This window comes from Aquamicrobium aerolatum DSM 21857, assembly GCF_900113935.1.
GTDB lineage: Bacteria > Pseudomonadota > Alphaproteobacteria > Rhizobiales > Rhizobiaceae > Aerobium > Aerobium aerolatum.
Window position 1 is genome coordinate 1 of record NZ_FORF01000027.1, and the last position, 26271, is coordinate 26271.

The 26271-nt window shown below is 59.0% G+C and carries 31 protein-coding genes and 1 pseudogene; 10 read left to right on the plus strand and 22 right to left on the minus strand.

The annotated features are described in order from the left end of the window. Positions 1-198, plus strand: a 198-nt coding sequence (locus BMZ42_RS16065) for an ATP-binding protein (RefSeq protein WP_175556754.1), incomplete at its 5' end; no start/stop codon positions are given. Between the two features lie 339 nt (positions 199-537). Here the strand turns inward: BMZ42_RS16065 and BMZ42_RS16075 are convergent. The 5 genes and pseudogenes from BMZ42_RS16075 to BMZ42_RS16095 form a co-directional block, all read right to left on the minus strand. Next, on the minus strand, positions 538-849 hold the full coding sequence (locus tag BMZ42_RS16075; protein WP_091524521.1) for a hypothetical protein: 312 nt from the start codon (positions 847-849) through the stop codon (positions 538-540). A 547-nt stretch (positions 850-1396) separates the two neighbouring features. Then, positions 1397-1939: pseudogene (locus tag BMZ42_RS16080) on the minus strand (ParB/RepB/Spo0J family partition protein); the annotation flags it as partial. A gap of 55 nt (positions 1940-1994) precedes the next feature. Continuing rightward, complete coding sequence (locus BMZ42_RS16085) at positions 1995-2420, minus strand: hypothetical protein (protein WP_139207966.1); 426 nt, start codon at positions 2418-2420, stop codon at positions 1995-1997. Between the two features lie 217 nt (positions 2421-2637). Further along, entirely contained in the window at positions 2638-2937 is a 300-nt protein-coding gene (locus BMZ42_RS16090) for a hypothetical protein (RefSeq protein ID WP_244523300.1), read from the minus strand. Then, positions 2934-3230, minus strand: coding sequence for a transcriptional regulator (locus tag BMZ42_RS16095; RefSeq protein ID WP_420492481.1), 297 nt, complete (start codon positions 3228-3230; stop codon positions 2934-2936). The genes BMZ42_RS16090 and BMZ42_RS16095 overlap by 4 nt, the downstream gene beginning before the upstream one ends. Positions 3231-3271: 41 nt before the next feature. Between BMZ42_RS16095 and BMZ42_RS16100 the strand changes: the two genes are divergently transcribed. Genes BMZ42_RS16100 through BMZ42_RS16110 form a run of 3 tightly spaced genes read left to right on the plus strand, consistent with a single transcriptional unit; the run spans position 3272 to position 3887 of the window. Continuing rightward, a complete protein-coding gene (locus BMZ42_RS16100) occupies positions 3272-3496 on the plus strand; it encodes a hypothetical protein (RefSeq protein ID WP_091524528.1) in 225 nt (74 codons plus the stop codon). Next, positions 3493-3690, plus strand: coding sequence for a hypothetical protein (locus tag BMZ42_RS16105; RefSeq protein ID WP_091524530.1), 198 nt, complete (start codon positions 3493-3495; stop codon positions 3688-3690). Before BMZ42_RS16100 ends, BMZ42_RS16105 begins: the two co-directional genes overlap by 4 nt. After that, positions 3687-3887 (plus strand): hypothetical protein, encoded by a 201-nt coding sequence (locus tag BMZ42_RS16110; RefSeq protein WP_091524533.1) that lies wholly within the window; start codon positions 3687-3689, stop codon positions 3885-3887. Before BMZ42_RS16105 ends, BMZ42_RS16110 begins: the two co-directional genes overlap by 4 nt. A 387-nt stretch (positions 3888-4274) precedes the next feature. Here BMZ42_RS16110 and BMZ42_RS16115 read toward each other — a convergent pair whose 3' ends face one another. Continuing rightward, a complete protein-coding gene (locus BMZ42_RS16115; protein ID WP_091524534.1) occupies positions 4275-6239 on the minus strand; it encodes a heavy metal translocating P-type ATPase in 1965 nt (654 codons plus the stop codon). A gap of 575 nt (positions 6240-6814) precedes the next feature. On the opposite strand from BMZ42_RS16115, the gene BMZ42_RS16120 reads away from it, so the two are divergent. Beyond that, a complete protein-coding gene (locus BMZ42_RS16120; protein ID WP_091524537.1) occupies positions 6815-8584 on the plus strand; it encodes an acetate/propionate family kinase in 1770 nt (589 codons plus the stop codon). 29 nt (positions 8585-8613) lie between these two features. On the opposite strand, the gene BMZ42_RS16125 is transcribed toward BMZ42_RS16120, so the two are convergent. Next, positions 8614-11001, minus strand: a complete 2388-nt coding sequence (locus BMZ42_RS16125; protein WP_091524584.1) for a phosphoketolase family protein — start codon at positions 10999-11001, stop codon at positions 8614-8616. Between the two features lie 335 nt (positions 11002-11336). Between BMZ42_RS16125 and BMZ42_RS16130 the strand changes: the two genes are divergently transcribed. The 3 genes from BMZ42_RS16130 to BMZ42_RS16145 all read left to right on the plus strand — a co-directional run bounded on the left by BMZ42_RS16130 (position 11337) and on the right by BMZ42_RS16145 (position 13058). Beyond that, positions 11337-11615 (plus strand): c-type cytochrome, encoded by a 279-nt coding sequence (locus BMZ42_RS16130; RefSeq protein WP_233714057.1) that lies wholly within the window; start codon positions 11337-11339, stop codon positions 11613-11615. Between the two features lie 445 nt (positions 11616-12060). After that, complete coding sequence (locus tag BMZ42_RS16140; RefSeq protein ID WP_244523301.1) at positions 12061-12309, plus strand: hypothetical protein; 249 nt, start codon at positions 12061-12063, stop codon at positions 12307-12309. A gap of 101 nt (positions 12310-12410) precedes the next feature. Next, positions 12411-13058 carry a DUF924 family protein gene (locus BMZ42_RS16145; RefSeq protein WP_091524542.1) on the plus strand — a complete coding sequence of 216 codons (648 nt, stop codon included), beginning with the start codon at positions 12411-12413 and terminating at the stop codon, positions 13056-13058. Between the two features lie 37 nt (positions 13059-13095). Here BMZ42_RS16145 and gltS read toward each other — a convergent pair whose 3' ends face one another. From gltS to BMZ42_RS16160, 3 genes are all read right to left on the minus strand, one after another. Further along, entirely contained in the window at positions 13096-14301 is a 1206-nt protein-coding gene (gene gltS, locus BMZ42_RS16150; RefSeq protein WP_091524544.1) for a sodium/glutamate symporter, read from the minus strand. A gap of 87 nt (positions 14302-14388) precedes the next feature. Beyond that, positions 14389-14940, minus strand: a complete 552-nt coding sequence (locus BMZ42_RS16155) for a hypothetical protein (RefSeq protein WP_139207968.1) — start codon at positions 14938-14940, stop codon at positions 14389-14391. 48 nt (positions 14941-14988) lie between these two features. Further along, positions 14989-15171: a hypothetical protein gene (locus tag BMZ42_RS16160; protein WP_139207969.1), complete on the minus strand. Its 183-nt coding sequence runs from the start codon at positions 15169-15171 to the stop codon at positions 14989-14991. A 131-nt stretch (positions 15172-15302) separates the two neighbouring features. Here BMZ42_RS16160 and BMZ42_RS16165 point away from each other — a divergent pair, with 131 nt between their 5' ends. Continuing rightward, positions 15303-16472: a GGDEF domain-containing protein gene (locus tag BMZ42_RS16165; RefSeq protein ID WP_091524551.1), complete on the plus strand. Its 1170-nt coding sequence runs from the start codon at positions 15303-15305 to the stop codon at positions 16470-16472. A 55-nt stretch (positions 16473-16527) separates the two neighbouring features. Here BMZ42_RS16165 and BMZ42_RS16170 read toward each other — a convergent pair whose 3' ends face one another. From BMZ42_RS16170 to BMZ42_RS16210, 10 genes are all read right to left on the minus strand, one after another. Beyond that, complete coding sequence (locus tag BMZ42_RS16170) at positions 16528-17361, minus strand: lysozyme family protein (protein ID WP_244523302.1); 834 nt, start codon at positions 17359-17361, stop codon at positions 16528-16530. Positions 17362-17394: 33 nt separating this feature from the next. Beyond that, entirely contained in the window at positions 17395-17739 is a 345-nt protein-coding gene (locus BMZ42_RS16175) for a phage head completion protein (protein ID WP_091524554.1), read from the minus strand. Continuing rightward, positions 17739-18338 (minus strand): head-tail connector protein, encoded by a 600-nt coding sequence (locus BMZ42_RS16180; protein ID WP_175556755.1) that lies wholly within the window; start codon positions 18336-18338, stop codon positions 17739-17741. Before BMZ42_RS16180 ends, BMZ42_RS16175 begins: the two co-directional genes overlap by 1 nt. Before the next feature lie 62 nt (positions 18339-18400). Next, positions 18401-18790 carry a hypothetical protein gene (locus BMZ42_RS16185; RefSeq protein WP_091524591.1) on the minus strand — a complete coding sequence of 130 codons (390 nt, stop codon included), beginning with the start codon at positions 18788-18790 and terminating at the stop codon, positions 18401-18403. Between the two features lie 103 nt (positions 18791-18893). Further along, positions 18894-20180, minus strand: a complete 1287-nt coding sequence (locus BMZ42_RS16190; RefSeq protein WP_091524559.1) for a phage major capsid protein — start codon at positions 20178-20180, stop codon at positions 18894-18896. 12 nt (positions 20181-20192) lie between these two features. Further along, on the minus strand, positions 20193-21044 hold the full coding sequence (locus tag BMZ42_RS16195; protein ID WP_091524562.1) for a head maturation protease, ClpP-related: 852 nt from the start codon (positions 21042-21044) through the stop codon (positions 20193-20195). Further along, positions 21041-21196 (minus strand): hypothetical protein, encoded by a 156-nt coding sequence (locus tag BMZ42_RS18085; protein ID WP_175556756.1) that lies wholly within the window; start codon positions 21194-21196, stop codon positions 21041-21043. Before BMZ42_RS18085 ends, BMZ42_RS16195 begins: the two co-directional genes overlap by 4 nt. Next, a complete protein-coding gene (locus BMZ42_RS16200) occupies positions 21193-22506 on the minus strand; it encodes a phage portal protein (protein ID WP_091524564.1) in 1314 nt (437 codons plus the stop codon). Before BMZ42_RS16200 ends, BMZ42_RS18085 begins: the two co-directional genes overlap by 4 nt. A gap of 29 nt (positions 22507-22535) precedes the next feature. Further along, complete coding sequence (locus tag BMZ42_RS16205; RefSeq protein ID WP_091524566.1) at positions 22536-24317, minus strand: terminase large subunit; 1782 nt, start codon at positions 24315-24317, stop codon at positions 22536-22538. Continuing rightward, on the minus strand, positions 24301-24771 hold the full coding sequence (locus BMZ42_RS16210; RefSeq protein WP_091524569.1) for a phage terminase small subunit P27 family: 471 nt from the start codon (positions 24769-24771) through the stop codon (positions 24301-24303). Before BMZ42_RS16210 ends, BMZ42_RS16205 begins: the two co-directional genes overlap by 17 nt. A gap of 236 nt (positions 24772-25007) precedes the next feature. On the opposite strand from BMZ42_RS16210, the gene BMZ42_RS16215 reads away from it, so the two are divergent. Further along, on the plus strand, positions 25008-25217 hold the full coding sequence (locus tag BMZ42_RS16215; protein WP_091524570.1) for a cold-shock protein: 210 nt from the start codon (positions 25008-25010) through the stop codon (positions 25215-25217). A 383-nt stretch (positions 25218-25600) separates the two neighbouring features. On the opposite strand, the gene BMZ42_RS16225 is transcribed toward BMZ42_RS16215, so the two are convergent. Then, complete coding sequence (locus BMZ42_RS16225; protein WP_091524575.1) at positions 25601-25831, minus strand: DUF7220 family protein; 231 nt, start codon at positions 25829-25831, stop codon at positions 25601-25603. Continuing rightward, positions 25828-26271: DNA methyltransferase (locus BMZ42_RS16230; protein ID WP_139207971.1), on the minus strand; the 444-nt coding region annotated here is incomplete at its 5' end. The genes BMZ42_RS16230 and BMZ42_RS16225, both read right to left, overlap by 4 nt.

Consider the following 26271-nt stretch of genomic DNA (forward strand, 5'->3'; position numbering starts at 1 on the left):
CTGCTCTTCCACCTCGTCTCGAAGCTTTACGAGCGCACCAGCGTCATCATCACCACCAATCTCGCTTTCGCAGAATGGCCGAGCGTCTTCGGCGACGCCAAGATGACGACCGCACTGCTGGACAGGCTCACGCACCACTGCGAAATCGTCGAGATCGGAAACGAATCCTGGCGCTTCAAAAGCCGCTCTCAAAGCTAAAGCCGAAAAGCCAATCAGCCGCGCCCGATCAGGCTGTGCAACCCCGACCAGCTTCGCCTGATCGGGCGCTAACCGGCGTGCCCTTCACAAGCTCTAACCGGGGTCCCTTTTACACGAAAAGGCGGGGTCCCGTTTCCACGGTCATTGACAGCTCACCAAGTAGACGTTCGTTCGCGCACTTCGCGTTCCCAATCTCTGGCGCATCGTACCCTGACTTATTGGGGCTGCCTGGGCCCATGTCGCGCATTCGCTCATTGCCGCAGCGGATGGTGTCTCCGTCGACCGCAACGAGGCTAGAGCATGAAAGAACGACAGCCGTGACGAGGGTGGGGAACATAGTCAGTCCTGTAAAATGACGGGCCTGCCGTCGAACTTGTAGTGCACGACACGATAGCTCAGCGTAGTCATGCAAAAGACAACGCCCGTGGATGTCTCGACTGCCATCACGATTAAGTCTTGTCCTTGCCAGCGACCGGCAATTTGCCTGATCACACGATCTGAAATTTCTGCTGGCAAGCCGGCCTTCGCAAAGCCCTGATCTGCGGCTGCTTCGTCGCAAGCGTGGTACGCCTCGACATAGTCGACGTCGCCAGAGGCGTGCGCCGTTCCGCAAAGCGTCATGCAGGCAAGGGCGATCCCTGCGCGCTTCATTTAGTTCTCCCGAGTGCACCTTCGCGGTGACGGTGGGTTACCGCACTCCTTGCGGATGTTCTTATGACTGGCACATTTGCCGGTGCGGATGATCCGCCAACCCGGCCCACCTTTGCATCCGCAGCCGCTGCAATAGGCTGTCTGTGCTTCGCCTGATCCGAGAGAGATAGTGGTAGTAGGTGCCACAACCAAAGATAAAGACAGAATAACCGCGATAATCATATCCACCCTCCAAGTAACCCAAGGTCATCATGTCCAGGACGGAGGTGGAGTCAATGATCGGTCTAGTCCTAATGGTGGAACAGTTTTGTTCATGAGCTGTTGAACGGGTATGAAGCCGACAGCTGTTTTTCTTGCCTATATCTTTGGACGATTTCTTTGGGCCGTCGCTAAAACCTTGCTGGGAGGCATATTGGGGCTGGCAATTTTGATCCAAATGCTTTCCGCCGATAGGACAACATCCCCGAACTTCTCTGGTGTTCAGAAGGTCAGCCCAGTCAAACACAATCGTTAGAACAAAGAATTTCTGGACGTCAGCCTTGCGACCTTAGGATCGTGGCCGGGGCAGGCGCGAGCCAGCATTGATTCTGTCCTGACAGGCACCACTATCGAGGTGCGTATCAGTGATCATTTCCAGTAAATCTTCCGCGATCTTTTCGCCGCGTTCAGCGTCTCTACGAACGGTGCGTGCATCAACTCCAGTCTTTGATGCTTGGTCATCGGCATAGGATCGAGTGGACAACTTGTCCACTTGATCGCTCTTTCTGTCGCCGCCGTGTCGTGTTTCTGGATGCAGTGCCTCGTATGCCTCCTTGCGTCGACGCGTGAACAGTGACTTCTCAGCGGGCGTTAGCTTTGGGCCGCAGAGGTTTTCGTCGCACTCTGCGATCTGCCGCTCCAACTCACTGAGCGACACTACGTTGGCAGGGATTTCATCAATGCCGAGTTCCTTGCAGGCCGTAAAACGGTGCAGGCCGGCGACGATCCCGTAACCATCAACCGCGATGTGATCCACGATCACCTTGCGTGGATAGACGGTTATCGGGTTGAGGATGCCCACATCACGGATGGACGCGACCAGCGCAGCAACTTGTGCTTCGTCGGCGAGATAATTCTATCCTCCGCAATGAGCTCGTTGGGCCAACTCAGCGCTGGGATGGGTCAGAAATAACCAAGAACTGATTGTCAGGACGGGCACGATAGTGCATCGCGGCAAATCCTGTCACGACAAAGACCACACCAATCGGAAACAGAAATGCCAACAGTGCAAAGGCTATGACTGCCATCATCCAGGGATATTTCTGAAGAAAAGGCATCACGCCGACAGCGATAAGCAGCTTCATCTGCAAATTCCATATCCCTACCAGCACCCGGCCCACTGCTGGGATAACCTCGTTGATCGATTTTTCGATGTCCTTGAGGCTGCTCCCCTCCGGGGGCTCTGCCGCTTCCGGCTTGAAATCAGCAGCCGCTACTTCTCCGTCATGCCTAGATTGGTTCCAAGGCAGCAGCCACCCGAGAACAAACCCGATGGGGCCGAAGACCACAGCGCCATTGACGGCACCGCCCATCGCGGCGACTCCCGTTGACAGGCCTATAAAGCACCCAACGAGGCCAAACACGATACCACGAACCAAGTTGCTTTCCATAAATCCCTCATGACGATACCTCACCCTTGTGGGCTGAGTCGGGCGACGAGCGCAATTTTGCACCGTCGATCATTCGACATCCCGCGCGCGCTACCCCTGCCGATCCGCAGCCGCACAAAGCCAGGAGCCGCGACGGGCTTCACGATGTCTTGCGCTGTCTTTTGGGAGCCCATGTTTTCTTCTCCCCGCTTGGCTTCGCCATCGCAAAGCCGGCTGTGATGCCAAAGTACGTCTCATAGAATTTTCGTACTAGTGGCACGGCTCTGCCGAGATGGGCGGTATCGGCTACTGGAAAGCCTATCCGCTCCAATTCCGGTAGGACTGACTGGCGCCAATGGGTTGCGTGTTTCCTCCCGACTACCGCAACGGCAATCTCCTGATCGCTGGCAAATAGCGGCAGGGCGTCGAGCGCCTTGAACGGAAGGCCGTTATTGCTCACAGTTGACGATCCCGCAACCGCACGCCGGGGCCGTTGCCATTTTGGTCGATGAACACGACGCCGGCTGCTTCTAGGGCAGTGCGGATGGCGGCTAGGTTAGCACCGGTGGTCTTGGGCTCATCGTCCGTCGCTTCAGCTCGCCGTATAGTGGCGACGCCAACCTTTGAGGCCTTCGCGAGATCGTCGGCGCTCCATCTGAGCAATCCCCGCGCAGCACGCATTTGAGCACTTGTGATTATTTTCATATCATATGATTGACAAGCAATCACTCCGGTTGTAATGATCTGTTTCATATCACATGAATGCTTTCACTACACAACGGGGATCATCCGAAATGATTAACAGAATGCAACCGCAGGATTTCACCGACCTCGAAGATCAGGTCATCCGCGTCAAGGTCATGGCATCCATTGCGGATGAATACTTGAGCGAAATGTCTGTGAAGGGGGGGCGAGGGGAGGTGGAAAAACTCTGCCACCTCGTCCGCGCGACGAATGAGCTGGCCGAGCAACTGCATAAAGATTTCTACGCCGTGCCAGGGTGGAGGGCTGTGGCATGAGCAAATCCACCATTGTTACGGTTGTCGACAGACTGGTTGAGGCTCGGGACTTGCTGACATGTGTGACGGTTCTGCGAGAGCATGACGAGCACGCTACGGCTGACGATATTGAGGGCAAGCTTGCCATGGCGATTAAGCGCGCTCTTGAGGCAGCCGATGAAGTCTACGCGAGCGGGCGGAGGGCATCGGCATGAGCGAGCAACCAAAGCCAAGCGTCATGGATAAGTTTGACACCAAAGGGATCGCCCATGCCGCGATGATGGCTTCGGAGATTCGGGCGATGGCGCAGGTCATGTCAAACTTGATGACACGAATGCACGGTAGGCCATATCGCGCGGCGATTTCGCCGGAATGCGGGATTGTGATGATCCTGCGGGATCGGTCTTCATGACTATCCGCCTTATCGAATGGACGCTGATTTGCTCCCTTGCAGCGCTTGCGGTGCTGGTGCTGGTCGGCGACCCGATCCTGATAATTCCGCAATGACGTTTTCGCCCCTGTACCGGCGGCGTCTTCTACACGCCGAGCCGTAGTGGACAAGCGGGGTTCGATTCCCTGGAGGGGCTCCATAACCAGACCGGCCTCTACCAGCACGCTCGCGTGCAGGCCGCAGTAGCGCTCAGGCGCTCCCCGCTCGCTGCGTTGCCACTCCTCGGCGTGGCGAGCGGGTTTTTTCCACGGTTATGTCATGCGGTGAAAAATGTCAAATAATTCAATGAAATCAATGCTTGTGGCGGAGGGAACGGGACTGGGGTCCAACCTTCTCCATGCCAGAGCTCTATAAACCTGCTCGCCTTGGCACCTTCCTGCTGTATGCCTCTCGCGCAATGCGTCGGGTCGAATTGGTATGAGCAGGTGTCTTTGGCGCGGGCTTCGTTCCGCCCCCGCGAATGGGATCCCTCAACAAGCGCAGGCCGTTTAGCACCACCAGAACCGTTCCCCCTTCGTGACCGATCACGGCGAGCGGGAGAGGGAGTTGGAAGAACAGCCCTCCGGTTACCAGAATTGCCATTGCTCCCATGGCGAACACAAGGTTCTGCCGGATGACCCTTGCGGTGCGACGGGCCAACTGGTGCGCATCCGCGAGCCGCTCCATGTCCTCCGACAGGAGCGCCACATCGGCCGCCTGCAGCGCTACGTCTGAGCCTGCGGCACCCATGGCGATTCCGACATCAGCGCGGGCCAGCGCGGCCGCGTCGTTGACGCCATCTCCGACGAAGGCGACCTTGCCTCTGGCTGCGCGATCGCCGACCATCCGGACCTTGTCCTCCGGAAGCATGTCGGCGTGGATCTCGTCGGGCTTCAACCCCAGCTCCTGGCCTATCCGCAGGGCAACCGGACGGCGGTCGCCGGTCATCATGACGATTTCGCTGACCCCACCTTCACGCAGCGCGGCAAGAGCTGGCGCGGACGTCTTGCGAGCCTGATCGGCGATGGTGACGGCTCCCATCACTCGCGAACCTCGCCCCATGTAGATGACCGTTTGCGTGTCGGCGGCCAGCGCCTTCAGCATCGGGTGGTCGATAGATGCGCCCATCTGGACGGCAAGACGCGGATTGCCGGCCCATAATTGCCCTTCACCGTCATCGCCCACGATGCCGGCACTCGGCCGCGTGATCACGTTCATCACTCTGACCGGGTCAATGCCTCGATTGGCAGCTTCCTGCCGAATGGCCGCCGCGCTGTGGTGTTCGGAATACGCCTCGAGCCCCGCAAGAGACGACAGGAGGAGCCGCTCATCGCCATCGAGTGCCACAACCCCGGTTACCGACGCTTTGCCAGTCGTCAGTGTTCCGGTCTTGTCGAAGGCAAAAATGTCGACTGCCGCCAGTGTCTCCAGTGCCGCCCCGCCCTTGAACAACACACCGCCCCGCGCTGCCGCCGATAGCGCCGACAGGATTGCAGCGGGTACGGAAATGACGATCGCGCACGGGCTCGCGGCCACCAGCAACGTCGCGGACCGGTAGAGAGCTTCCTCCCAGTTGCGCCCCAGCCAATAAAAGGCCGCGAAAGCCAAGATTGCTCCGGCCATCACCGCCACCGTGTAGCGCTGCCCGAACCACGCGCTAAAGCGTTCGGATGGTGCCTTAGCCGCCTGCGCCTCCGTCACGAGCGCAATCATACGTGCAACGGTGCTTTCCTCGACCGTCCTCGTCACGGTCACCTCGAGCACACCGTCGAGGTTAACGGTCGCTTCAAAGACTTGTGCGCCAGGCTCCTTGGAGACCGGCATCGACTCGCCGGTGATGTTTGCCTCATCCAGCGAGCCGCGACCGCCGACAATCACACCGTCCGCTGGAACGCGCGCGCCCGGTCGCAGCACCACGACATCATCCACTTCGAGATCGGCGGCAGGTACTTCGGATACCGTTCCGTCCGAGCCACGCCTTAACGCGGTCTCGGGACGCAGTTCCATCAACGCCTGGATGGCGCGGCGCGCGCGGCCGAGCGCCCGTTCCTCCAGCGTGGTCGAAATACTGAAAAGCGTCAGCAGAACCGCACCCTCGAAGGGTGCGCCGACTGCCGCCGCGGCGACGGCAGCAACCACCATCAGAAGGTCGATGTCGAGAACTCGCTCTTCCCACAAGGTGACGGCGGCTCGCCATGCGGCCGGGAGCCCTCCAGACAGATAAACCAGCGACAGACCTGTGACCGAGAAAAAAGCGGCGACGTTGCCTTGAAGAGGCCATAGCGCGAGCGTGGCCAGGAGCATCCCCAGGACGGTGAGGGCCGTCAGTATCATCGCACGATCAAGATTAAATAGTTTGCTCACTTTGTCTCCTGGTCTGGGTATAGCCTCACACTGGAACTGCACCGCAGGTCCAGCGACGCTGCCGCACTTGCCGAGCGCCCAGCGACAATGGGTAATCGTCGGTGAGCGACGACGATCTCCATCGAAGGCGTCGGTAAGAATGAACTACTGTTCGGCCGTCTTGCGGCCGAAGTTTTCGTGGGAAGCGTGGGCATCGCTCTTGGTTCGGTGGACAACGCCATCAACATGCTCCGGAGGACTGTAAAGGGTATAAAGTTTGAGCGGCTCGTCGCCGCTATTTTCAGGTTGTGGCGCGTCCCGGCCGGCTCATTGCCGTGTCCGAGATGACCTCGTTCACGACGCCGTTCGCCACGTCCTTTTCCGACACGGCAGACCTGATCTTCCCTCATCGTGCACTTCTTCGCCGATCTCCTCGCCGGGCTGGCATTGGCGCGCTCCCTCTAGGCAATCGGCACCTTATACAACAAGATCAGGTTGGCGAGCTATCATTGCCAGTGACACGGATGAGACTACGTCGAAACCACCAAATCACAAGGGAACAACGAATGCAGGTACTCGTTTTCAACGCCGGCAGTTCCAGTCTCAAGTTCGGCGTCTTCGGAGTCGGCACGGAGACACGTGAGGTCTTCAGGGGTTCTTACGAGCGCTTTCGGGCGGGAGGATGCGAATACCGCTTCCGCCATAGAGAAACCGACGAGCAGGGTGCGGCCGAATTCGATAGTCCCGGCGAAGCGCTGAAAGGGGTTCCGGCCGCGCTGAAGCGGTTCGGGCTCGACGCAATCGACGCTGTCGGGCACAGGATCGTCCATGGCGGCGCAAGGTTTACCTCGCCGACACTGTTGGACGACGAAACGGTCGAGGCCATAGAGTCCTTGACGCCGCTGGCTCCGCTGCACAACCCGGCGAACCTGGAGGCAGTCAGGCTCTGCCGCGGACTTTGGCCGGATGTACGACAGGTGGCCGTATTCGACACAGCCTTCCATCTTGGCAACCCAGCCTTTGCGAACACCTATGCGGTGCCGGCGAAGTGGCGGGATGCCGGTCTGCGCCGCTACGGGTTTCATGGTACCTCTCACAAATATGTGGCCTATAGGGCGGCCGAAGAGATCGGCCGACCGCTCTCCGACCTCCAGCTTGTCAGTATCCATCTCGGCAACGGGGCAAGCGTCTGCGCCGTCAACCGCGGAAACAGCATGGACAGCTCGATGGGCATGACGCCGCTTGAGGGTCTGGTGATGGGAACCCGCTCCGGAGATGTCGACCCCGGCGCATTTGGCTTCCTGTCGCGCGAACTTCAGCTTTCGGTGCAGGAGATCGAGGATGCCCTCTACGAAGATAGCGGGCTGAAGGGACTGGCAGGCTCGTCTGACATGCGCGACATCGAAGAGAGGGCTTCGAAAGGGGACCCCCACGCCCAGCTGGCGATCGAGATCTACGCCTACCGCGCCAGGAAGTATGTCGGGGCGTATGCGGCGGCCATGGGAGGGCTGGACGCGGTCGTCTTCACCGGGGGGGTCGGCGAGAACTCTCCGTCGATGCGCCGGCGCATCTGCGACGGGCTGGACTTCATGGGCCTGCAACTCGACCACGACCGCAACATGGCCGTGAACCTGTCAGACCATGCGGCGCCGCAGATCCAGGCGTACGGCTCCCGAGTCCGCGTCTTCGTGACAGAGACGGCGGAACAGCTCATGATCGCCCGCGAGACGGCGGCAGCGCTCGCTGACGGAAAGCCAGGGGGCGCGTTGCGCCTACCGATCGCGGTCTCGGCCAGGCACGTCCACCTGTCCCGCGAGGCGGTCGATGCGCTGTTCGGCAACGGCTACTTGCTCGATCATGCGATACCGCTGCGACAGCCGGGTCATTGGGCCGCAAGGGAACGGGTCACGCTCATTGGGCCCAAGGGCAGGCTCGAACGTGTAGCGATCCTCGGACCGCTGCGCCAACGCACGCAGATCGAAGTGTCGCGCACCGACAGCTTCGCACTCGGCATCGACGTGCCGGTGCGCGACAGCGGCAGGCTCGAAGCTACACCGCAGGTCACGATCGAGGGGCCTGCCGGAAGCTTCACCACCGATGGCCTCATCATCGCGGCAAGGCACGTCCATACCAATCCCGCCGATGCTGCTCGACTGGGAATCGAGGACGGCGAATATGTCGACGTCCGCGTCAACGACGAAGATCGCACGCTGACCTTCGGCCGGACTCTGGTACGGGTGGGCAAGGACTCCTTCACGGAAGTGCACATCGACACCGATGAGGCCAACGCTGCAGGGATCGAAGTGGCTGCAACGGGCGAACTGGTACAGGTTTGACGCAACGGAATGGCTGTCGCCAGGCGCCATCAATCTCCGGCATCGGCGGCAGTCTTGTAGGACCAGCTCCATTCCCGGATCTCAGGCATGTCCTCACCGTATTGCCGGACATACGAGGCGTGCTCGGCCAGCGCTTGCTCGCACAGCTCGACCACTCGTTCGCCGCCCATGCCAGGATTCGGCAGCCGCCTGACCGCGGCCATTACCAGATGGAAGCGGTCGAGCTCGTTCATGACTGCCATGTCGAAAGGGGTAGTGGTCGTGCCTTCTTCCTGGAACCCGTGGACGTGGAAATTGTCGTGGTTGGTCCGCTTATAGGTCAGGCGGTGAATGAGGTACGGATAGCCGTGATAGGCGAAGATCACGGGCCTGTCCTTTGTGAAGAGAGCGTCGAATTCATCGTCGGTGAACCCGTGCGGGTGGGTGGTGTGAGATTGCAGCGTCATCAGGTCGACGACATTGACAATCCTGATCCGGAGATCGGGTAGCTCGCGGCGCAGCAGATCGACGGCGGCGAGAATTTCCAGTGTCGGCACGTCGCCGCAGCAGGCCATTACCACATCGGGCTCCTCGCCAGCCGGGCATGTGGAAGCCCATTCCCAAATCCCGGCGCCCGCCTCGCAATGGCGTTCCGCCTGCTCGGCGGTGAGCCATTGCGGCTGAGGCTGCTTGCCGGCCGTGATCACGTTGATCCGGTTCCAGGTTCTCAGGCAGTGGTCGGTGACCCAGAGCAGGGTGTTGGCATCCGGAGGAAAATAGAGGCGGACGGTGTCGGCCTTCTTGTTGGCGACGAAGTCGGCGAAGCCCGGATCCTGGTGGCTGAAGCCGTTGTGGTCCTGGCGCCAGACATGCGAGGTCAGAAGATAGTTGAGCGACGCGATCGGCTTGCGCCACGGCAACTCGGCGGAGACCTTGAGCCATTTGGCATGCTGATTGACCATAGAATCCACGATGTGGATGAAGGCCTCGTAACAGGAGAACAGGCCATGCCGCCCGGTCAGCAGGTAACCCTCCAGCCACCCTTGGCAAAGATGCTCCGACAGAACCTCCATCACCCGGCCCTCGCGCGCGAGGTGCCCGTCGTAGGGCTCGATCTTTTCCATCCAGACCCGGTCCGTCACCTCGAAGACGGCGTCGAGCCTGTTCGAAGCGGTCTCGTCCGGACCCATGAGGCGGAAATTCCTTGCCTCGGCATTGAGACGCAAGACCTCACGCAGATAAGCTCCCATCAAGCGGGTGGCCTCGGCGATCGTTTCGCCCGGTTGCCCGACGTCGAGCGCTAAGCTCTTCCAGTCGGGCAGGACGAGGTCCTTCTTCAGGAGGCCTCCATTGGCATGCGGAAGCGAACCCATACGCTTCTCGCCTTCAGGAGCCAATGCGGCGATCTCCGGCCGGAAGCGACCTTGCTCGTCGAACAGCTCCTGTGGTCGATAGCTGCGCAGCCACTCCGCTAGGATCTTGCGGTGAGCAGCATCGCCGCGTGCATTCGACACCGGGACCTGATGCGAGCGCCAGAAGTCCTCCACTCGTTTCCCGTCGACCTCCTTCGGTCCGGTCCAGCCTTTCGGGCTGCGCAGGATGATCATCGGCCAGCGCGGGCGCTCGCCGGACCAGCCTTCCTTCCGCGCTTCTCGCTGAATGTCGCGAATACGATCCATGGCCAAGTCCACCGACGCCGCCATGGCGCGGTGCATCGGTATCGGCTCATGGCCCTCGACGAAGAGCGGCTCGTAGCCGTAGCCTCTGAAGAGATCTCGCAGTTCCGCGTTCAGCATGCGCGCCAACAAAGTGGGATTGGCGATCTTGTAGCCGTTAAGATGCAGGATCGGCAGGACCGCGCCATCGACATGCGGATTTAGAAACTTGTTGGAGTGCCAGGCGGCCGCCAGCGGGCCTGTCTCAGCTTCCCCGTCGCCGACCACGCAGGCGACGGTCAGGTCGGGATTGTCGAAAGCGGCACCGAAGGCATGGACAAGAGCGTAGCCGAGTTCGCCTCCCTCGTGGATGGAACCGGGCGTCTCTGGGGCGACGTGGCTGGGCACGCCGCCCGGGAACGAGAACTGCCGGAAAAGCTCCCGCAATCCTTTTTCATCCTGCGTGATCTCCGGATAGGTCTCGCTGTACGAGCCCTCGAGATAGGTGTTGGCGACCATTGCAGGCCCGCCGTGACCGGGACCACAGATGTAGAGGATTTCCGTACCGCGTTCCCGGATAACCCGATTCAGATGAACGTAGATGAAATTCAGCCCGGGCGTCGTACCCCAGTGACCGAGCAGCCGCGGCTTCACGTCTTCCGCCTTTAACGGCTCTCGCAGCAGCGGATTATCCATCAGGTAGATTTGGCCGACCGACACGTAGTTAGCCGCGCGCCAGTAGCGGTCGATCAGACCTAGTTGCTTATCATCCAGTTCCGCCATTCTGAGCTCCGTAATCCAGATTTTTGCCATAAACCGGTCGTGGATGGCCTCGCCAGCGGTCATGAATGGGGTGCCGCCTCAGTTGTCCCAAACACCCGTGGCACGCCACGGTCGCCTACTTTTGGCCGAATGACGTCAATCACCCACCAAGTCTCGGCGCAACAGATCCGATTACTGCTATCGAGTATCGCACAGCCAAGACTTATCGAAATCTGACGTGTGCGTCTGTTCGCCAGGCGCTACCCTCCATGGTATCAGAATGAAACAGCTATCGACAGGGAGGAAACGACCCCATGTCCAGAACGATGGTCGGAATGGCCTGGTTAGCGGTGCTGATGACTCTCGGCCCAGCATTCGCCTATGCCGATGACCTTGCCCAAGGGAAGGCGCTGGCGGAGTTGAACTGCGCGCGCTGCCACGCGATCGATCGAACAAGCAAAAGCGAGCATGCGGATGCGCCGCCCTTCCGGACGCTTTCACAGCGTTACCCTATCGATGCGCTGGAGGAAGCCTTTGCCGAAGGCATATCTACAGGGCACCCTGACATGCCAGAGTTCGTGGCGACACCCGACCAGATCGACGCAATCCTTGACTATATAAGCAGCCTCAACTGATTAGATCATGGCTCGGATCGCAAGACTGTCGGATGGGCTTGCGCCACTATTATAGCGGTCGGCTTCGAGGCCTGCGCGTCGGCCTCCGCGCAGATGTCTCCGCGCCGGCCGCTCCTGCGGTTGATGCAATGCAACTGGCTTTGGCTTCCGGTACTCGAACATGCGATCTTCGATACCGACGGCCGCTATTGCCAATGCTACAGTCTCATTCCCCGCTGTCAGTCACTACCTGCCTCAAGGCTGATCCTTCATGCGGCATACATACTATTGCCGTCCAATGTGATAGTTTTCGCCTGCAAGGCTGATCGACACGGTTAAGGAGAGCGCTCAATGAGCCAACCTGAGGTCGAAACCTACCGCGGCAACGACCGCGGGCAGCGATGTTGCCATCGAGACCGCCGATATTGCGCTCCTCAACGATGATCTCGGCAAGATCCCCGAGGCCATGGCGATCTCGCGTGCGACACTTGGCAATATGCGCCAGAATCTGGTGATCGCTCTGGTGACCGTCGCCGGACTGCTGGCCGGTGTGTTCTCGGGCGACATTCATATGGCGGGCGGCATGCTGGTGCATCAGTTGTCGGTGCTGATCGTCATCGCCAATGGCATGCGGCTGCTGCGGGTGCCGAAGGCGGCCCCGCGCGCGGCCATCAGTCGGGAAACGCAGGCGTCCGCCGCGGCCGCCAGGACGTAATTGTTGTTCATGACGAGTCTCCCCGCGCCCACCGGCGCGGGGATGGAACTTTCGATAAGGTACATAATGTACGGCAGGAATGATTTGACGGAGATGCGGACATGAATACTCACCCCCACGAACAACCCTGGGACGAGGTTCTTCAGTTCTGGTTCCCCGAGGGACGCTCCGCGGCAATCGCATTGAACGCCCACCGGGAACATTGGTTCTGGCGGATGCGAGGCGGCGCGGACCGCGAGGTCATCGCCCGCTTTTCCGACATCACCGCACAGGCTGCTTCTGGCAATCTTGATCACTGGACCACCGATCCTGAAGGGAGGCTGGCGCTCATCATCCTGCTCGATCAGTTTTCGCGCTCGGTGTGGCGCGGCAGTCCGCGCGCCTTCGCGCAGGACCCGGCGGCGCTGGAGCTTTCGCTGGATGGGTTGGCGAATGATCATTATGCGGCCCTGCCAACTCCATGGTTCAAGATCGTTCACGGCCTGCCGCTTGGTCATTGCGAAGGGCCGGATCACCTTGCATGCATCAACCGCCTCATCGGGCTGCGCGAGGAGATCGCTGCAGAAGCACCAGAGCCATTACAGCCGATCTACCAGTCACTGGTGAAACAGGCACGAGACGTAAAAGACGTGATCGAAGCTTTCGGTCGTCATCCTCACCGCAATCGCGTTCTCGGTCGGGTATCCACTCCTGCAGAAGAAGCCTATTTGCAAAAAGGCGATTTTCCGCATGAACGGGCATTTCAATGAACCGCCGGTGAGAGAGCGCTCACCCTGCGGACTTTTTTCAAGAGAACCCCACCATAGTCGAGACAACTACCGCGTTGATGAGATCGATGAAGAACCCGCCAACGAGTGGAACGATGACAAAAGCCTTGTGCGCCGCGCCATGCACCTGGGTGACAGCGGTCATGTTCGCAATGGCCGTCGCGGTCGATCCAAGCGAGATTCCGCCAAAACTTGCCGCGATAACGGCGGCTTCGTAGTCTTTACCCATTGCCCGGAACACGACCAGTATTGTGTAAGCGACCGTAAGCAGGATCTGAAGCGCCAGAACCGTAAGGATAAAGCCGAGGAAACCGCTCAATGCCCATAGTTGCAGACTCATCAACGCCATGGTGAGGAAGAGCCCGAGAGCGATATCCCCTATCAGACTTAATCCCTGCTGGATGCTTGGCCAATGGCGGTGAAGTGACTTGTTGACGATGCCAGGCGTGGCGTTGCGCACCACGATGCCTGCGATCAGGCAGCTCACGAAGGTCGGTAATGTGAACTCCATCGCTGCGATCGACCGGTCGATGAGCAAACCCAGTATAATAGCGACGTTGAGCCCTAACATGGCCCAAAGGACACTGAAATAATCAAGCTTCGGGGCAGGCTCCTCGTGCGGTGCGCCAATGTCGAGCCGTATGTCACCAGAGGTCACTATCCGATGGCGGCGGATGAGGAACGTGGCGATTGGTCCGCCGATCAAACAGGCTGCGATCAAGCCTACGGTGTTCGATGCGACGCCGAGTTCCAGGGCATTGTCGATTCCTAGCGTTTCGACGAAAAACGGTGCCCAGGCAAGAGTAGTGCCAACACCTCCTGTCAGGGAGATGGATCCGGTCATCAGCCCGGCGCGAGGATCGTGGCCAAAAATCGTTGCCATCCCCATTCCCGCCAAGTTCTGCACAATCAGAAAACCTGCCGCCAGGAGGACCAGGATTGCAAGTGGGCTCCCGCCGCTTCGGAGGGTGCGAACATCGGACTTGAGCCCTATCCCAGCAAAGAAGACGAGCAGAAGGAAGTCCCTGGCATCGAGTGTGAAGCGGATTTCGCGGCCCAGGACGAAATAGAGGAAGCTGACAAAAGCTGCACAGGCAAGACCCCCGACGACTGGCTCTGGCACCGAGTAGCGACGCAGGATTTCAGCGTTGAGCGTCAGTATCTTGCCGCTGAGGAGGAGCAGGATCGCGATCGTGAACGAGAAAAAACCATCGATCTCGACCAATAGTACCTCAGGGAAGTTTGTGCAGATGAGGGCAATGCAGCACGATGCAGTGCGGGACGCTCTTCGTCAATAGGCTATGCGGCTCGCTCATCCCTCGATCATCCTTCTCACATCCCGCACGGCACAAACAATCTGCCGCCGTAACAGCAGCGCGATGAGGAGCCCGCCGAATGCGAGGGCCCCGATTGCCATAACTGTCTGCCAGTCCATCCCGGCGAGGGCGGCAAGTCCGGCGCCACCGCTGCCAAAGATGGTGGTGAGCCAGCTCCATCGATCGGTCCGCTTGCGGATTTCAGCTTCGACGCTGATGGGTACGACCGGCTTGTCGATCTCCTTTTCGACCACGATTTCGCGAAGGGGCTGGGCTTCTTGATGGCGCCTTTCCACGTCGGCGAGAGCCTGTTGCACGCGATCGGGTTTCACGGCGGCGTTCTGACCGGCATAGGCGCCCTTGCCGGATATCATGGGCAGCGAGGCCCATTCGCGGGCGAGATTGTTGATCAGCGTGTCTCCGGCCAGACGGCCTGCGGGCGGAATTTCCGCCGCGAACGCCGTCGCCCGACCGGGAACCGCTCGGTAGATTGACGAGGCGTGCCGCATCATATGGGCCAGAAGGGGCAATCCGGACGATAACGCCAAGCCGTGAGCCTCATAAAACGCTCGATGTCGAGGCCGTCTATCCAATGGCTACCAGACGTTCAGCGCCACCGCCGCCGAACTGCCGCGTTGTGGCCCGAGCGTAGTGGCATTGCGGATGACTTCTTCTGCGCCTTCCACCATCGGCTTCACAAAGGCTATCGGCGCGCCCGGGAATACATAGTCGTCGGGCGCACCAGCATCAGAACGCTGGCCTTCTTTTCTACTGCCCATTCCGCCAATCAGATTGAAATCTCTTTCCATTCGCTCACAGGGCGCCACGGACATTTGCAATTTAACGGAAAATTTCGTTTATACGGCCGCACTTTGTGCGATTTCTGACAAAATGACAGCAGACCAATAGTATGGATCCCGCCATCGTCCGAATTACCCTATCCTTAATCGGTCCTGGAATACTCGTCGTATTCGGGATTGCGTTCGCCTCTGCATGGTTGATCGACCGAAAGCGGAACTATCTCCTGCTGCTAGCCGGCGCGTGTATGCTCTTCGCAATGGGCGCTGCTAGCCAGATTCTCCACTGTCCTGTGGATATTGGCCTCAACGCGATGGTTTCGGGAGCGCTGTACACGACGGCGGTTTTGATGGCCGTCGAAGGTGTTCTTTTGCGCTCCGAAAGAAGCCTTGGCCTCGGCGCAAACATCGCGATTTTTGTCGTATTCTGGGGGCTGCTCTGGTATTTCTTCTACGTTGACCGAAACCTGATAGCTCGGATTTACATCCAGAATTTCGGCTATGGCATTATTCTTCTCGTGGCAGCGTATCGCTTGTCAGGTCTCGCAGGAGGGCGCTTGGGAGACCGTATCCTTTTCTGGAGTCTGCTTGCTTTCGGCCTGCATTTTTTTCCCCGCACTATTTTAACAATCGGCTTCTCGGAGCCGATTGACCCAGCGGTCTTTGAAAATTCAGTATTCTGGCAAGCGCTTCAACTCTCACTTGCAGTGCTGGGCTCAGGGTTTGCCTTGGCGATCCTCGCTGCATCCGTCGCAGATGTTATAGATGACCTTCGCCATGAGCGGGATATTGACCATCTGACCGGGATCCTAAATCGCCGTGGCTTCGAAGACGCTATAGCAACTGCTGTTCGGCGGTCTGGTAGCGTAACCGCCTCGCTAATTCTATGCGATATCGATCACTTCAAATCGATCAATGATGCCCATGGTCATGAGGTCGGAGACAGGGTGCTGCAGGAGATCGCAAAGGTCCTGTTGCGAACCAAGCGCAAACGCGATGTAGTCGGGCGCGTTGGGGGCGAAGAATTCGCCATCTTTCTGTCAGACACAGACGGCACAGAAGCTTACGAATGCGCGGAGCGATTTCGCACCGCTATTTCGGAGGCAAATTTTTCGCATGTTGTTGATCGAGCCCGCATAACAGCCAGCTTCGGCATAGCGACCGCGACGGGCGGTCGATGGAAGCATCTTTATAAGTCGGCCGATAATCGCCTTTACGAAGCTAAAGGGAGCGGTCGCAATCGAACGGTGGCAAGTTCTGTGAGCAATTTCGTGAGTGTGTGAAATTTTGTTTATTGAGCGCTGCTTGTGCCTAACACCATTGTCTCAATTCGTACGGTCACCCCTCGATAATTCTTCTCACGTCTCTGACGGCACACACAATCTGACGCCGTAACAGCAGCGCGATGATGAGCCCGCCCAGCGCAAGCGCGCCGATTGCCATAACAGACTGCCAGTCCATGCCAGCAAGTGCGGCAAGTCCGGCACTGCCCGAGCCGAAGATGGTGGTGATCCAGCTCCACTGATCGGTGCGCTTGCGGATTTCTGTTTCAACGCTGACCGGAACCACGGGCTTGTCGATTTCCTTCTCGACCACAATTTCGCGTGCCGGCTGGCTGGCGCCATGGCGTTCTCGGACCTTGGCCAGCACCTGACGCACGCGATCCGGACTGACGGCGGCGTTCTGGCCGGCATACGCACCTTTGCCAGAAATAGTCGGGAGCGATGCCCATTCATGGGCAAGATTGTTGATCAGCGTATCTTGCGAGAGACGGCCTGTCAGATATTTGTCGATGCCACGTAAGCCGAGCAGGTAGCAGGCGCAGCGATCCTGCATCTCGGCATCAAACAGTGCGGTGGCCTGGAGCTTGAGTGTTTTGCGGATCGCCCGCAGCGTGGTGCGGACAATCTGGTAGCGGCCGAGCGCTGATGAGTTAAAGCGGTTGTCCGGATGCTTCAGCATCCGGGTCTGCAGCGCATCAACCTCCTGCAATGTCATGGCAACCAGATCGACGTCGCCGCCGGTAAAGGCGCCATAGGCGAGCGTTTCATTATAGCCGCGCTTTCGGTCGGTGCCCTCGGCAAAACCGATCAAGGCGAGCATGGGCCGGTAGACATGATATTTGTCGCGCGCAGCATCAGGCGCCGCGCTTTGAGGCGTGATCATGGTCATGATTGATATCCTTGACTGGCTGATGCTGGCAGATCAGGTGACACCGGCCTCGATCAGCATTTCGAGAAGGCCCGAATCATCGCGGGAGCGGCGCGGCTGCTCGCGGATGTTGAACATTTCGCCGGTGCGTGCATCGACAATGCGGTCCGATGGCAGGATGGTGAGCGCCTGTGCGCTGATGCGGATGGTCAGGATCGCCGGCTGCTTCGCGGTCAGCCGTGCGGCAATGACGGTCTCGCCACCACGCATGAAGGTAATCTTGCCCCAGACCGTAAACTGGTCCTGCCAGTCGGGATCGCCCGGATGACCCGTCCAGTCCGGCTCGGCAACATCGCGCTGAACAGTGAAGCGATTGTTGAGAACACCAGCGCCTGTCATCAGAGACGCATCCTGCGGTAGGGTGCAATCAGCGCTTCTACAGCAAAGGGCAAGAAAGCCATGCCTGCTGAACTGACAGCCTCACGGTGTTCAAACCAATGACCAACAAGCAGCAGGATGGCGACCTTGAGCGGATCCGGAACCGTGCTGGTTGCCGGTGGACCGGGATTGGTCGGAAAGCCCACCTTGAAGGTGATGGCGACGGCGCGGCTTTCATGCAGATTTTCTGGAAAGACGTAATCGGCATCAAAGCGGATGACGGCGTTACCCGCTTCATCTGTGCGCAGATCATAACTCCCAGATGGTACTGTACTGAGCTGACCGGCAAGATCGCGCCATGTGATTGATTGGACGGCAATCACCGGTCCAAGTGGAATGATCATCTGGCGCGCAAAGCGATCATGGTCCTGGCGCCAGACCTGCTCAACGAGACAGCGGCCCAAAATACCGGTCCAGCCGTCAAGATGTTCTGCCGCCGCCCTGATCAGGCTTTCGATCAGCGTATCTTCGTCATTGTGATCGACACGCAGATGCAGCCTTGCCTCGGCCAGAGAGACTGGCTGGAGCGCAGGTGGGGTGATCAGAACGGGACGGTGCATAGGATCCTCGTGAATCTTTGGTGAAGGGACAGCCGATTGGCCGTCCCTTCTGCCACCCATGGTTATCCGGCCACCGGCGCGTCATGAGGATGACCAAGCGCAAAGACCGCGCTGGCAGCGATCGATGTGCCGGAAGTCTTGGTGATGACCGCGCGGATGTAGCGCTTGTTGCCCTTGTAGCCTTGGGCATAGACCGTGTCGGCATCGAGTGCCGCTGGCAGGATCCCAAGCAGGTCAGCGGCGTCTACATCGGCAAAGTCGCCATCCGTGGTCGTGTCGCTTTCCTGGATGGCGATGACGAAAAGGCCATCGCCAGCAATCGCGCCGGTATTGATGATCAGGGTTGCGGAATTAAAGCCTTGCAGATCGGCATGGCTGCCCTTGGTGGTGGCGGTGACCACAGCAGGTACCAGAGACGCGACGAGACCAAGGCCGGAGATACCGTCCTTCATGACAAAGTCCTTTCGATGAATGGGATTGGTGAAAAGATAGGCGGCCATCCTTCGCCCCTTCGACGAGCTCAGGGCTCAGGATGATGGCCGCCCGTCATGATGCTCAGGTGCTGATCTTCAGCAGCTTCATGGCTTCGAAGTTGACGATACCGCCGCCAACACGCTTGGTCGTGTAGAACAAGACATTCGGCTTCGAGGTGAACGGATCACGCAGGACGCGAATGCCGATGCGATCGACGATCAGGTACGATCGCCCAAAATCACCAAACGCAACCGGGAACTCGCCGGCAGCAACGGCCGGCATGTTGTCATCGGTGTAAACCGGCTTGCCAAGAATGGTAGCAACTTCCGCAGCCCCCGAAGGCGGCGCCCAGATATAGGCGCCTTCTGCATCCTTGAACTTGCGCACCGTGTTCATGGTGGCATCCGACATCAACCACGACGCTCCGTTCCGGTAACCAGACTTGAGTGCGTAATAGAGGTCGATCAGCGCATCTGCGGGGCTAGCCGAGGTCGTGGCTGCAACAAACCCATCGGCCTTGCCGGAAGCAATGAAGCCGAGCTTGCCCCATGCATAGGAGGCATTCGCCACCTTGTCATAGGCAAGGATACCGCGCGGCTTGTTGATGCCATCGCCATGGGCGAAAGCGGCCCCTTCCTGCTCGGCAAACTCGATTGACACTTCGTCGGCCAGCCAGGAGGCCAGATCGATGCGGGCATCGTCAAGCGAGGTCTGCGTTGCGCCCGGCATGGCATAGATCTCGCCGGTATTGATGGCGATCTCACGCAGCGTCGGCGTGGCAGTGCCAGGACGATCCTGTTCCTCGCCAACCCAGCCGGACGTTGCTCCGCCCATATTGACCAGCTTCTTGTAAGTGTTGGTCGAGATGGAGATGGTACGGGCGAGAGAACGGATGGTCGATACGGTACCCAGCACGCGATCAATGCCAGCTTCGGTTTCTTCCGGGACGAGATAGCCGCCATCGGGATCGGACTGCGTCGTCAGCTTGGCCTTGACCTCGAGATCACGCAGGCCGGCATCGACACCGCGCCGGAAGAAGTGATCGAAGGCTTGCGCGTGTTCCGCCTTGTCGGGATCCTGATCATTACCAACACCACCGACTCTGATCGCGGCCATTGCCGCATTTACGGTGTCGATGTCCTTGGTCAGCTTGGTGACCTCGGCATTGATACGGTCGACCTTTTCGGTCTGCACCACATCGGCCATGCCGGCCTTGATGTCGGCCAGTTCCTTGTCGCGCTCGACCTTGAAGTCCTCGAAGGTCTTCTGCAGCTCGGCGAGGATTTTGGTGGCGTTGCCGGAATCTGCGCGCACGCCGACGATACCCCGGACTGGCCCGCGGCCGCCGGTGTTGAGTTCGATACCCATAATCGGGATCTCCTATGATTTGATTGTGTTGATCAGCCGCTGCATTGCAGCGATGTTGATGCCAGCGTCGTGCATGGCGGTATCGGCAGCGTTGTGCGTGCCGGCAATCTGAGAAAGCATCTTGCGCCGCTCGGTGCGGGAGATGCCTTGTTGTGCCAAGGCAGCATCAATGCGCCGCCTGGCGAGGATTTCAGGTCGGACCTGCGCGCACGCATTGGTCTCTATGTGGTTTTCGGTATCGTCGACAGCGTCGGCAAAGCCGTATTCAATCGCCTGCGCCGGATTCATGAATGTCTCTACATCCATGAGCTGTTCAATGTCGGCGCGCTTCATCCCGGTGCGTGCTTCATAAATGTCGGCCAGCGCCGCATCGAACTGGTCAAACAGACTGGCGGCCTCCCGCATGTCATGGCGATTGCCGATCACCAGCCCCCAGGCATTGTGGACCATCATGAAGGAGCCAAGTCCCATGCGGATGTCGTCGCCCGCCATGGCAATGATCGAGGCAGCAGAGGCCGCCCAGCCCAGCACCTCGACCGTGACCTTCGCTCGATGGGCGCGCAGCAGATTGTAGATCGCGATCCCCTCAAACATGTCGCCGCCCGGCGAGTTGATGCGGACGGTGATGTCGCGCTTGCCGATCGACCGCAGTGCAGCCGAGATGCGATTTGCCGTGACGCCGGCGCCTGTCCAGAAATCCTCACCAATGATGTCGAGGATGGAAATGGTGGAGTCGGCATCCGCACCTGGCACAGCGGCAACCGGCATTTGCGCCCATTTGGCCAGCACGTCGCTCGGCGCATCCCATTGATAGTTTTGTGGGCGCTTGAACGTGCGCGCCTCGGGCAGGCTGCGCAGGCTCATGGCTTGTTCTCCATCAGAAGCAGCAGGAACCAGCCAAGGACAAAACCGCTCAGGAAAATGCCAAAGTCAAAGACGGGGCTGACAAAGGCAAGGCCGACCACGGCAATGGTGATCATGGCTGATGTCAGCTTCAGCGTATTCAAAAGAGTCATCGAGTTCGATCCTCATCATTGGGGTTAATGTCAGCATCGCTGCCACCATCATTTTCATGGCGATGACGATCCTCATCCGCCGGCACGCCGGCCGTGTTGGGTGGTGGATAAAAAACGTCGCCGCCGTCGCGCGGGTTTTCGTCTTCGAGGGCGCGGATTTCGTTCGGGCTCCACACGCCCCATTGCAGGCCTTTGACATAGGCTTCCCAACGGGCCTTGATGTCGCCTTTGACGAGGGCCGCCCGGTTGAAGCGGGCATAAAGCGTGTCGTCCGCACCAATCAGGTCGCGGTTGATGGCCTCTTCCCACATGGTCAGATGGTCTTCGAGCGTATAGGCGACAAAGCCGATCGACTGCTGCTCGATGCCGGTGCCCCAACTGGTGGATTTTTCGGTGTCGCCGATCATGTGCGGCGGTACACCAAAGAACATGGCAATGTCGGAGCGGCTGAACTTTCGACTTTCAATCCACTGCGCATCCTCGGCAGTCATGGCAATTCGGGCATAATCCATGCCTTCTTCGAGGATCAAGTTCTTGCCTTCCTGCTCGCCACCGGAGCGAAACTCCTCCAACCCCGCTTTCAGATTGGCGACGGCCTCGGGCCCGAGCTTGTTGGGATGCTTCAACACGCCGCTGACACGCGCACCGTTGCGGAAGGTTGAAGCGCCGTGATCTTCCATGGCCAGCGACAGGCCGATGGTCTCGCGTGCATAGGTGATTGGCGAAACGCCATGGACGCCATCGAGCGTCAGCCCGACGAGATGGAACATTTCTGCCTGAGCCAACTGGATGCGACGGCCGTCCTGACGTGTATAAAGGTATTCCAGAGCAAGATCGTCGCGCTGCTTCACCTCGACCCGATCGGGATGGAGCGGGATCAGTTCCTGAACCTGACCACGCGAGCACACGATCATTGCATAGGCATTGCCGCGCAAAAGCAGATGCGCCTGCAGCATGCGACGGAATTGCGATGGCGTCTGCCAACGATTGGGTTTTCTCCGCAGCACCGTCCAGATCGGTGTGTCGGATGCATCCTCGCGCGTACGATCATCGACCCGGCGCTTGATATGCAAGGGCAAGGTGGCAACGGCGCCGGCAATAATCCGCACCGAGGCATAGACGGCTGCGACCCGCATCGCGGCCTCTGGGGTTACCATGGCGCCGGATGCTATCAGCGTGCCCGAGCGCAGCGCTTCTTCCAGTTGTTCGCTCGTCGTGATGACAAGGCCACCGCCTGCATTCTGAAGCGAGGCGAGCGGCGATGCAGCCGGTGGTTTTCTTCCACCGAACCAGTTTGACCAGAATGCCATGGGGTTCTTTCGTAAGATCGCTGCTCAGATCACAGCATCAGGATGCCGCGGTTCTCATAAACCGAGCGACCGGCATTGATGTCACGGACAAGCGCACGTCCGAGTGCGTTGCAGATTGCGACAATGCCGTCGATGCGTTCTTTGGAACGTTCCTTGTCCGGTTTGATGTTGCCGGCCGGATCATGACGCACGGCAACATTGGAGGCATTCCAGCGCAGCACTGGATGGCCGCCATGCCAGAGCGCGCGTGACACTGCGAGGCGCTCCAGTTCCGCGGTGGGTGCTGCCATGCTCAAGAAGCCCTGACCGAACTGGACGAGGTTCAGGCCTTCATCAGCCAAATTCTGGACAATCTCGCCGGCAAAGGTGCGGTCATAAGAAAGCTCACGCATGTCGAAACGGGAGGCAAGATCCAGGATTTCCTTTTCGACGAAGGCAAAGTCGGTAGCGTTGCCGGGTGTGGCTGTCAAAAAGCCCTGATCGCGCCAGACATCATAGGGCACCCGGTCGCGGCGCACGCGGCGCAAAATGTCATCTTCCGGAATGAAGAAGCGGCAGGTGACGATCCATTTGTTGGCAAGCGCCTCGAGTTCATCATCGAGTGTCGGCGGAAACACCAGCACGAAGGCTGACAGATCATTGACCCGGGCAAGGTCGAGCCCGCCATAGCATTCGCGGCCCAGCAGCTTCTCCTCCAGCCCGTCCAACTCGTGCTTGACGATACGCCAGTCAGTGGCAACCGGCAGGCCTCCTTCTTCCCAAACTGACATGTCGAGCCAGCGGGTGACCTGTTCGGTCCATTCATTCAGCCGCAGCCGCCGGATGGCGTTCTGCTGCGCCGGCATTTCTTTCGCCTCATCGATCTGGCGTTTGAGATCATCGACCTTGACCGTGACGCCAAGGCTGGGGTTCGCCTTCACCCAGACCGCAGGATCGGTCCAGTCATCGCCATCATCAATGGTGGCGATATAGGCAAACCAGCTGTCTGACGACTCCGTCGGCAATGTGCCTTCCAGTGCCTTGACCGAGAATTCGTGATGCTGGCGGCAGACGGAATGGCGATCATAGCCTGCGGTGGTGATCTCGAAGATCAGTGGCTGACGCCGTGCACCGGTTGCCGTGTTCAGCTTCTGGATGATCTCAGGGCCCGGATGTTCGTGAACTTCATCGACCGCGGCAAAGTGAATGTTAAGCCCATCCATCTTGGTGGCATCGGCTGACAGTGGCCGGAACCAGGAGGAGGTCGGCAGCACGGCGAGATTATTCACGGTCCTGGTAATACGTGCCTGTAATGCCGCACTTGCCGCCACCATACGTTCAGCCTCGCCAAAGACGATGCGGGCCTGATCGCGTGTCGTTGCCGCTGAATAGACATGGGCTCCCGGTTCGCCATCGGCGATCAGGGCATAAAGTGCGGTCCCTGCCAGCAGCACCGATTTGCCGTTCTTGCGCGCTACCTCGACGTAAGCTGTGCGGAAGCGGCGCAAGTTTTCTTCACCAGAGCGGGCTTTCCGCTTCCAGCCATAAAGCGAGCCGACGACAAACTGCTGCCAGTCCTGCAGCACGAAGGGGTCACCCGCCCATTCGCCGGTCGAATGGCGCAGATGGCCAAAGAAGTCGATCGCGTGCCGTGCAGCATCAACATCCCAGACGAGGCCACGCTTGCCGCCGAGCTTGAGGTCGGCGAGATGCCGTTCGCAGGCCAGTTTCACCAGATGACCGGCAATGATCTTGCCGCTGACAACAGCGCGAGCATAGGCCGTGACCGGGCAGGCATTCTTGCCAGATCGCGATCTATTTCTTGCGGCCACGGGTCAAAAAATCCTCGAAGGGGTCGGCAGTTTCAGCTGGCTCCGCCACGCGGATGCGCGAACGGCTCGATGGCGTCAAGCCAAACTCGGCCTCGATCTGGTGCATCTGCGCCAGGCATTTGTTGGCGACGGCCAGAAACGGGTTCTGGATGATGTTGTCATTCGACGTCTTCACCACATGGCCGCGACGCTTCACTTCCTGCTCGGCTTCAATCCAGCGCCGCCAGATAACGACGTAACGCGCAAGCGCACCGGTATCGAGCTCGGTCATGACGCCATGGCGGGCCAGCAACTCGGCCATTTGCGTAAACTTCGCCTGCGCTTCCTCGTCGAGATGATCCGGCGGCGCGGGCACTGCCACCACCGGCTTTGGCTCGGCCTTGTTCATGCGGTGTGGTCGGGCTGTACCTTTCACAAGCTTCAGATGTGTTGGCAGCGGCTTGCGGCCGGCCATGTCAGAACTCCTTGTGTGAGCACCAGATAATTTCGGTTCGCGTAACGATTGGCAAAAGTAAAAGTTGACACCAAGTCCAATCGCCCCTATTGAAGGCCATCGATATTTTCTTGCTGAGCTTTTTTATTGCGCGATTGGCACCGCGCCTTGAACGAACCCTCCCTTTAAAACATCGCTATCATCATCCGTAACGCCTCGGCGCTGCGGTCCTCTATGTTGCTATGAAAGGGTTCGTTATGACCACTGGCACAGTTAAATGGTTCAATTCCACAAAAGGCTTCGGCTTCATTCAGCCTGACAACGGCGGCGCTGACGCCTTCGTTCACATCTCTGCCGTCGAGCGCGCCGGAATGCGCGAAATCGTCGAAGGCCAGAAGATTGCCTATGACATGGAGCGCGACATGAAGTCGGGCAAAATGTCGGCTTGCAACCTGCAAGCTGCCTAAAACGGTATCCGCTTTCCCTTGACCACGGATGTACTGGCACTGCGAAAGCATAATACCAATCAAGGTCAGGCAATTTGCCTGGCCTTTTTTTATGGCTGCTCACCGAAGCTGGCCTCTGGAAGACAACACCAACAATGACACCAACACACAGCATATCTCGCCAAACAGCTGAGATAGCTTTCGCTAAAATTCAAACACCCTTTCTTCTCCGGAAGCCCGCCGACCAAAAATGCGACCCGATCGCTCAGGCTCGCCAGGAAAAGACACTGCGGTTACGCAGCGCTCGTCTGGCCAAAGAAGCCGAGGATCTCAGGGGCAAATCTGCCGCATTGTTTTTCCCAAGCGCCAGGAAAGCTTGACCAGAAAAGCTCGACACCGAAGCTTCATGCGCTGGGTTTTCTGCTCAGCCACAAGCTTTCAAACGCCCTGCGCAGACAGTAGCTACGGGCGATGCTGACGACGGTGAAGATGGCGCCCATCGCCATGTTCTCGGCGAGTGTGGTCGTCAGTCCGAACAGTGGGAACACCACAATCTGGGTGATGACCGCGATGCCATAACCAACTGCGACATTGGCGAAGGCTTCTACCAGCGACATGGTGCGCGATTGCTTCATGCCGCATCAGCCTGTTCCGGCACACGCTCTGCCGTGATCGCGTCAAAGCTGCGGCCATCACCATCCAGCGTCGCCGGCTTGCCGGTATATTCCTGCCAGCGTTTGACGACGACATCGCAGAAGGCTTCTGACAGTTCGAGGCCATAAACCTTGCGGCCGGTCTTCTCACCAGCGATCAGCTGCGATCCGGAGCCTGAAAACGGCTCGTAACAGATATCACCGGTTCTTGTGTGCAACAGCATTGGCAGCGTGAACACGCGCACCGGTTTTGATGTCGGGTGCTCGCGGGTTTCAATCTCGGACGACGGAATATTCCACACCGTCGTCGGCCAGCTTTCAAAACCCTCGCGATTGATGCGAGGCTTCTTGCCGCGAACCCAGCCGAACATGCAGGGCTCATGCGCCCATAGCATCACCGAGCGGGTCAGCACCGGGCGGGA

Bases quoted from the DNA above. Each gene is read 5' to 3' on its own strand.
- BMZ42_RS16145 (WP_091524542.1), top strand. From the start codon at position 12,411: ATGAATACTCACCCCCACGAACAACCCTGGGACGAGGTTCTTCAGTTC.
- BMZ42_RS16215 (WP_091524570.1), top strand. From the start codon at position 25,008: ATGACCACTGGCACAGTTAAATGGTTCAATTCCACAAAAGGCTTCGGC.
- BMZ42_RS16170 (WP_244523302.1), bottom strand. From the start codon at position 17,361: ATGACCATGATCACGCCTCAAAGCGCGGCGCCTGATGCTGCGCGCGAC.
- BMZ42_RS16085 (WP_139207966.1), bottom strand. From the start codon at position 2,420: ATGGGCGGTGCCGTCAATGGCGCTGTGGTCTTCGGCCCCATCGGGTTT.
- BMZ42_RS16105 (WP_091524530.1), top strand. From the start codon at position 3,493: ATGAGCAAATCCACCATTGTTACGGTTGTCGACAGACTGGTTGAGGCT.
- BMZ42_RS16175 (WP_091524554.1), bottom strand. From the start codon at position 17,739: ATGACAGGCGCTGGTGTTCTCAACAATCGCTTCACTGTTCAGCGCGAT.
- BMZ42_RS16180 (WP_175556755.1), bottom strand. From the start codon at position 18,338: ATGCACCGTCCCGTTCTGATCACCCCACCTGCGCTCCAGCCAGTCTCT.
- BMZ42_RS16115 (WP_091524534.1), bottom strand. From the start codon at position 6,239: ATGATACTGACGGCCCTCACCGTCCTGGGGATGCTCCTGGCCACGCTC.
- BMZ42_RS16200 (WP_091524564.1), bottom strand. From the start codon at position 22,506: ATGGCATTCTGGTCAAACTGGTTCGGTGGAAGAAAACCACCGGCTGCA.
- BMZ42_RS18085 (WP_175556756.1), bottom strand. From the start codon at position 21,196: ATGACTCTTTTGAATACGCTGAAGCTGACATCAGCCATGATCACCATT.
- BMZ42_RS16140 (WP_244523301.1), top strand. From the start codon at position 12,061: ATGGCGATCTCGCGTGCGACACTTGGCAATATGCGCCAGAATCTGGTG.
- BMZ42_RS16095 (WP_420492481.1), bottom strand. From the start codon at position 3,230: ATGAAACAGATCATTACAACCGGAGTGATTGCTTGTCAATCATATGAT.
- BMZ42_RS16195 (WP_091524562.1), bottom strand. From the start codon at position 21,044: ATGAGCCTGCGCAGCCTGCCCGAGGCGCGCACGTTCAAGCGCCCACAA.
- BMZ42_RS16225 (WP_091524575.1), bottom strand. From the start codon at position 25,831: ATGAAGCAATCGCGCACCATGTCGCTGGTAGAAGCCTTCGCCAATGTC.
- BMZ42_RS16075 (WP_091524521.1), bottom strand. From the start codon at position 849: ATGAAGCGCGCAGGGATCGCCCTTGCCTGCATGACGCTTTGCGGAACG.
- BMZ42_RS16110 (WP_091524533.1), top strand. From the start codon at position 3,687: ATGAGCGAGCAACCAAAGCCAAGCGTCATGGATAAGTTTGACACCAAA.
- BMZ42_RS16210 (WP_091524569.1), bottom strand. From the start codon at position 24,771: ATGGCCGGCCGCAAGCCGCTGCCAACACATCTGAAGCTTGTGAAAGGT.
- BMZ42_RS16160 (WP_139207969.1), bottom strand. From the start codon at position 15,171: ATGGGCAGTAGAAAAGAAGGCCAGCGTTCTGATGCTGGTGCGCCCGAC.
- BMZ42_RS16130 (WP_233714057.1), top strand. From the start codon at position 11,337: ATGACTCTCGGCCCAGCATTCGCCTATGCCGATGACCTTGCCCAAGGG.
- BMZ42_RS16185 (WP_091524591.1), bottom strand. From the start codon at position 18,790: ATGAAGGACGGTATCTCCGGCCTTGGTCTCGTCGCGTCTCTGGTACCT.
- BMZ42_RS16120 (WP_091524537.1), top strand. From the start codon at position 6,815: ATGCAGGTACTCGTTTTCAACGCCGGCAGTTCCAGTCTCAAGTTCGGC.
- BMZ42_RS16165 (WP_091524551.1), top strand. From the start codon at position 15,303: ATGGATCCCGCCATCGTCCGAATTACCCTATCCTTAATCGGTCCTGGA.
- BMZ42_RS16100 (WP_091524528.1), top strand. From the start codon at position 3,272: ATGATTAACAGAATGCAACCGCAGGATTTCACCGACCTCGAAGATCAG.
- BMZ42_RS16125 (WP_091524584.1), bottom strand. From the start codon at position 11,001: ATGGCGGAACTGGATGATAAGCAACTAGGTCTGATCGACCGCTACTGG.
- BMZ42_RS16190 (WP_091524559.1), bottom strand. From the start codon at position 20,180: ATGGGTATCGAACTCAACACCGGCGGCCGCGGGCCAGTCCGGGGTATC.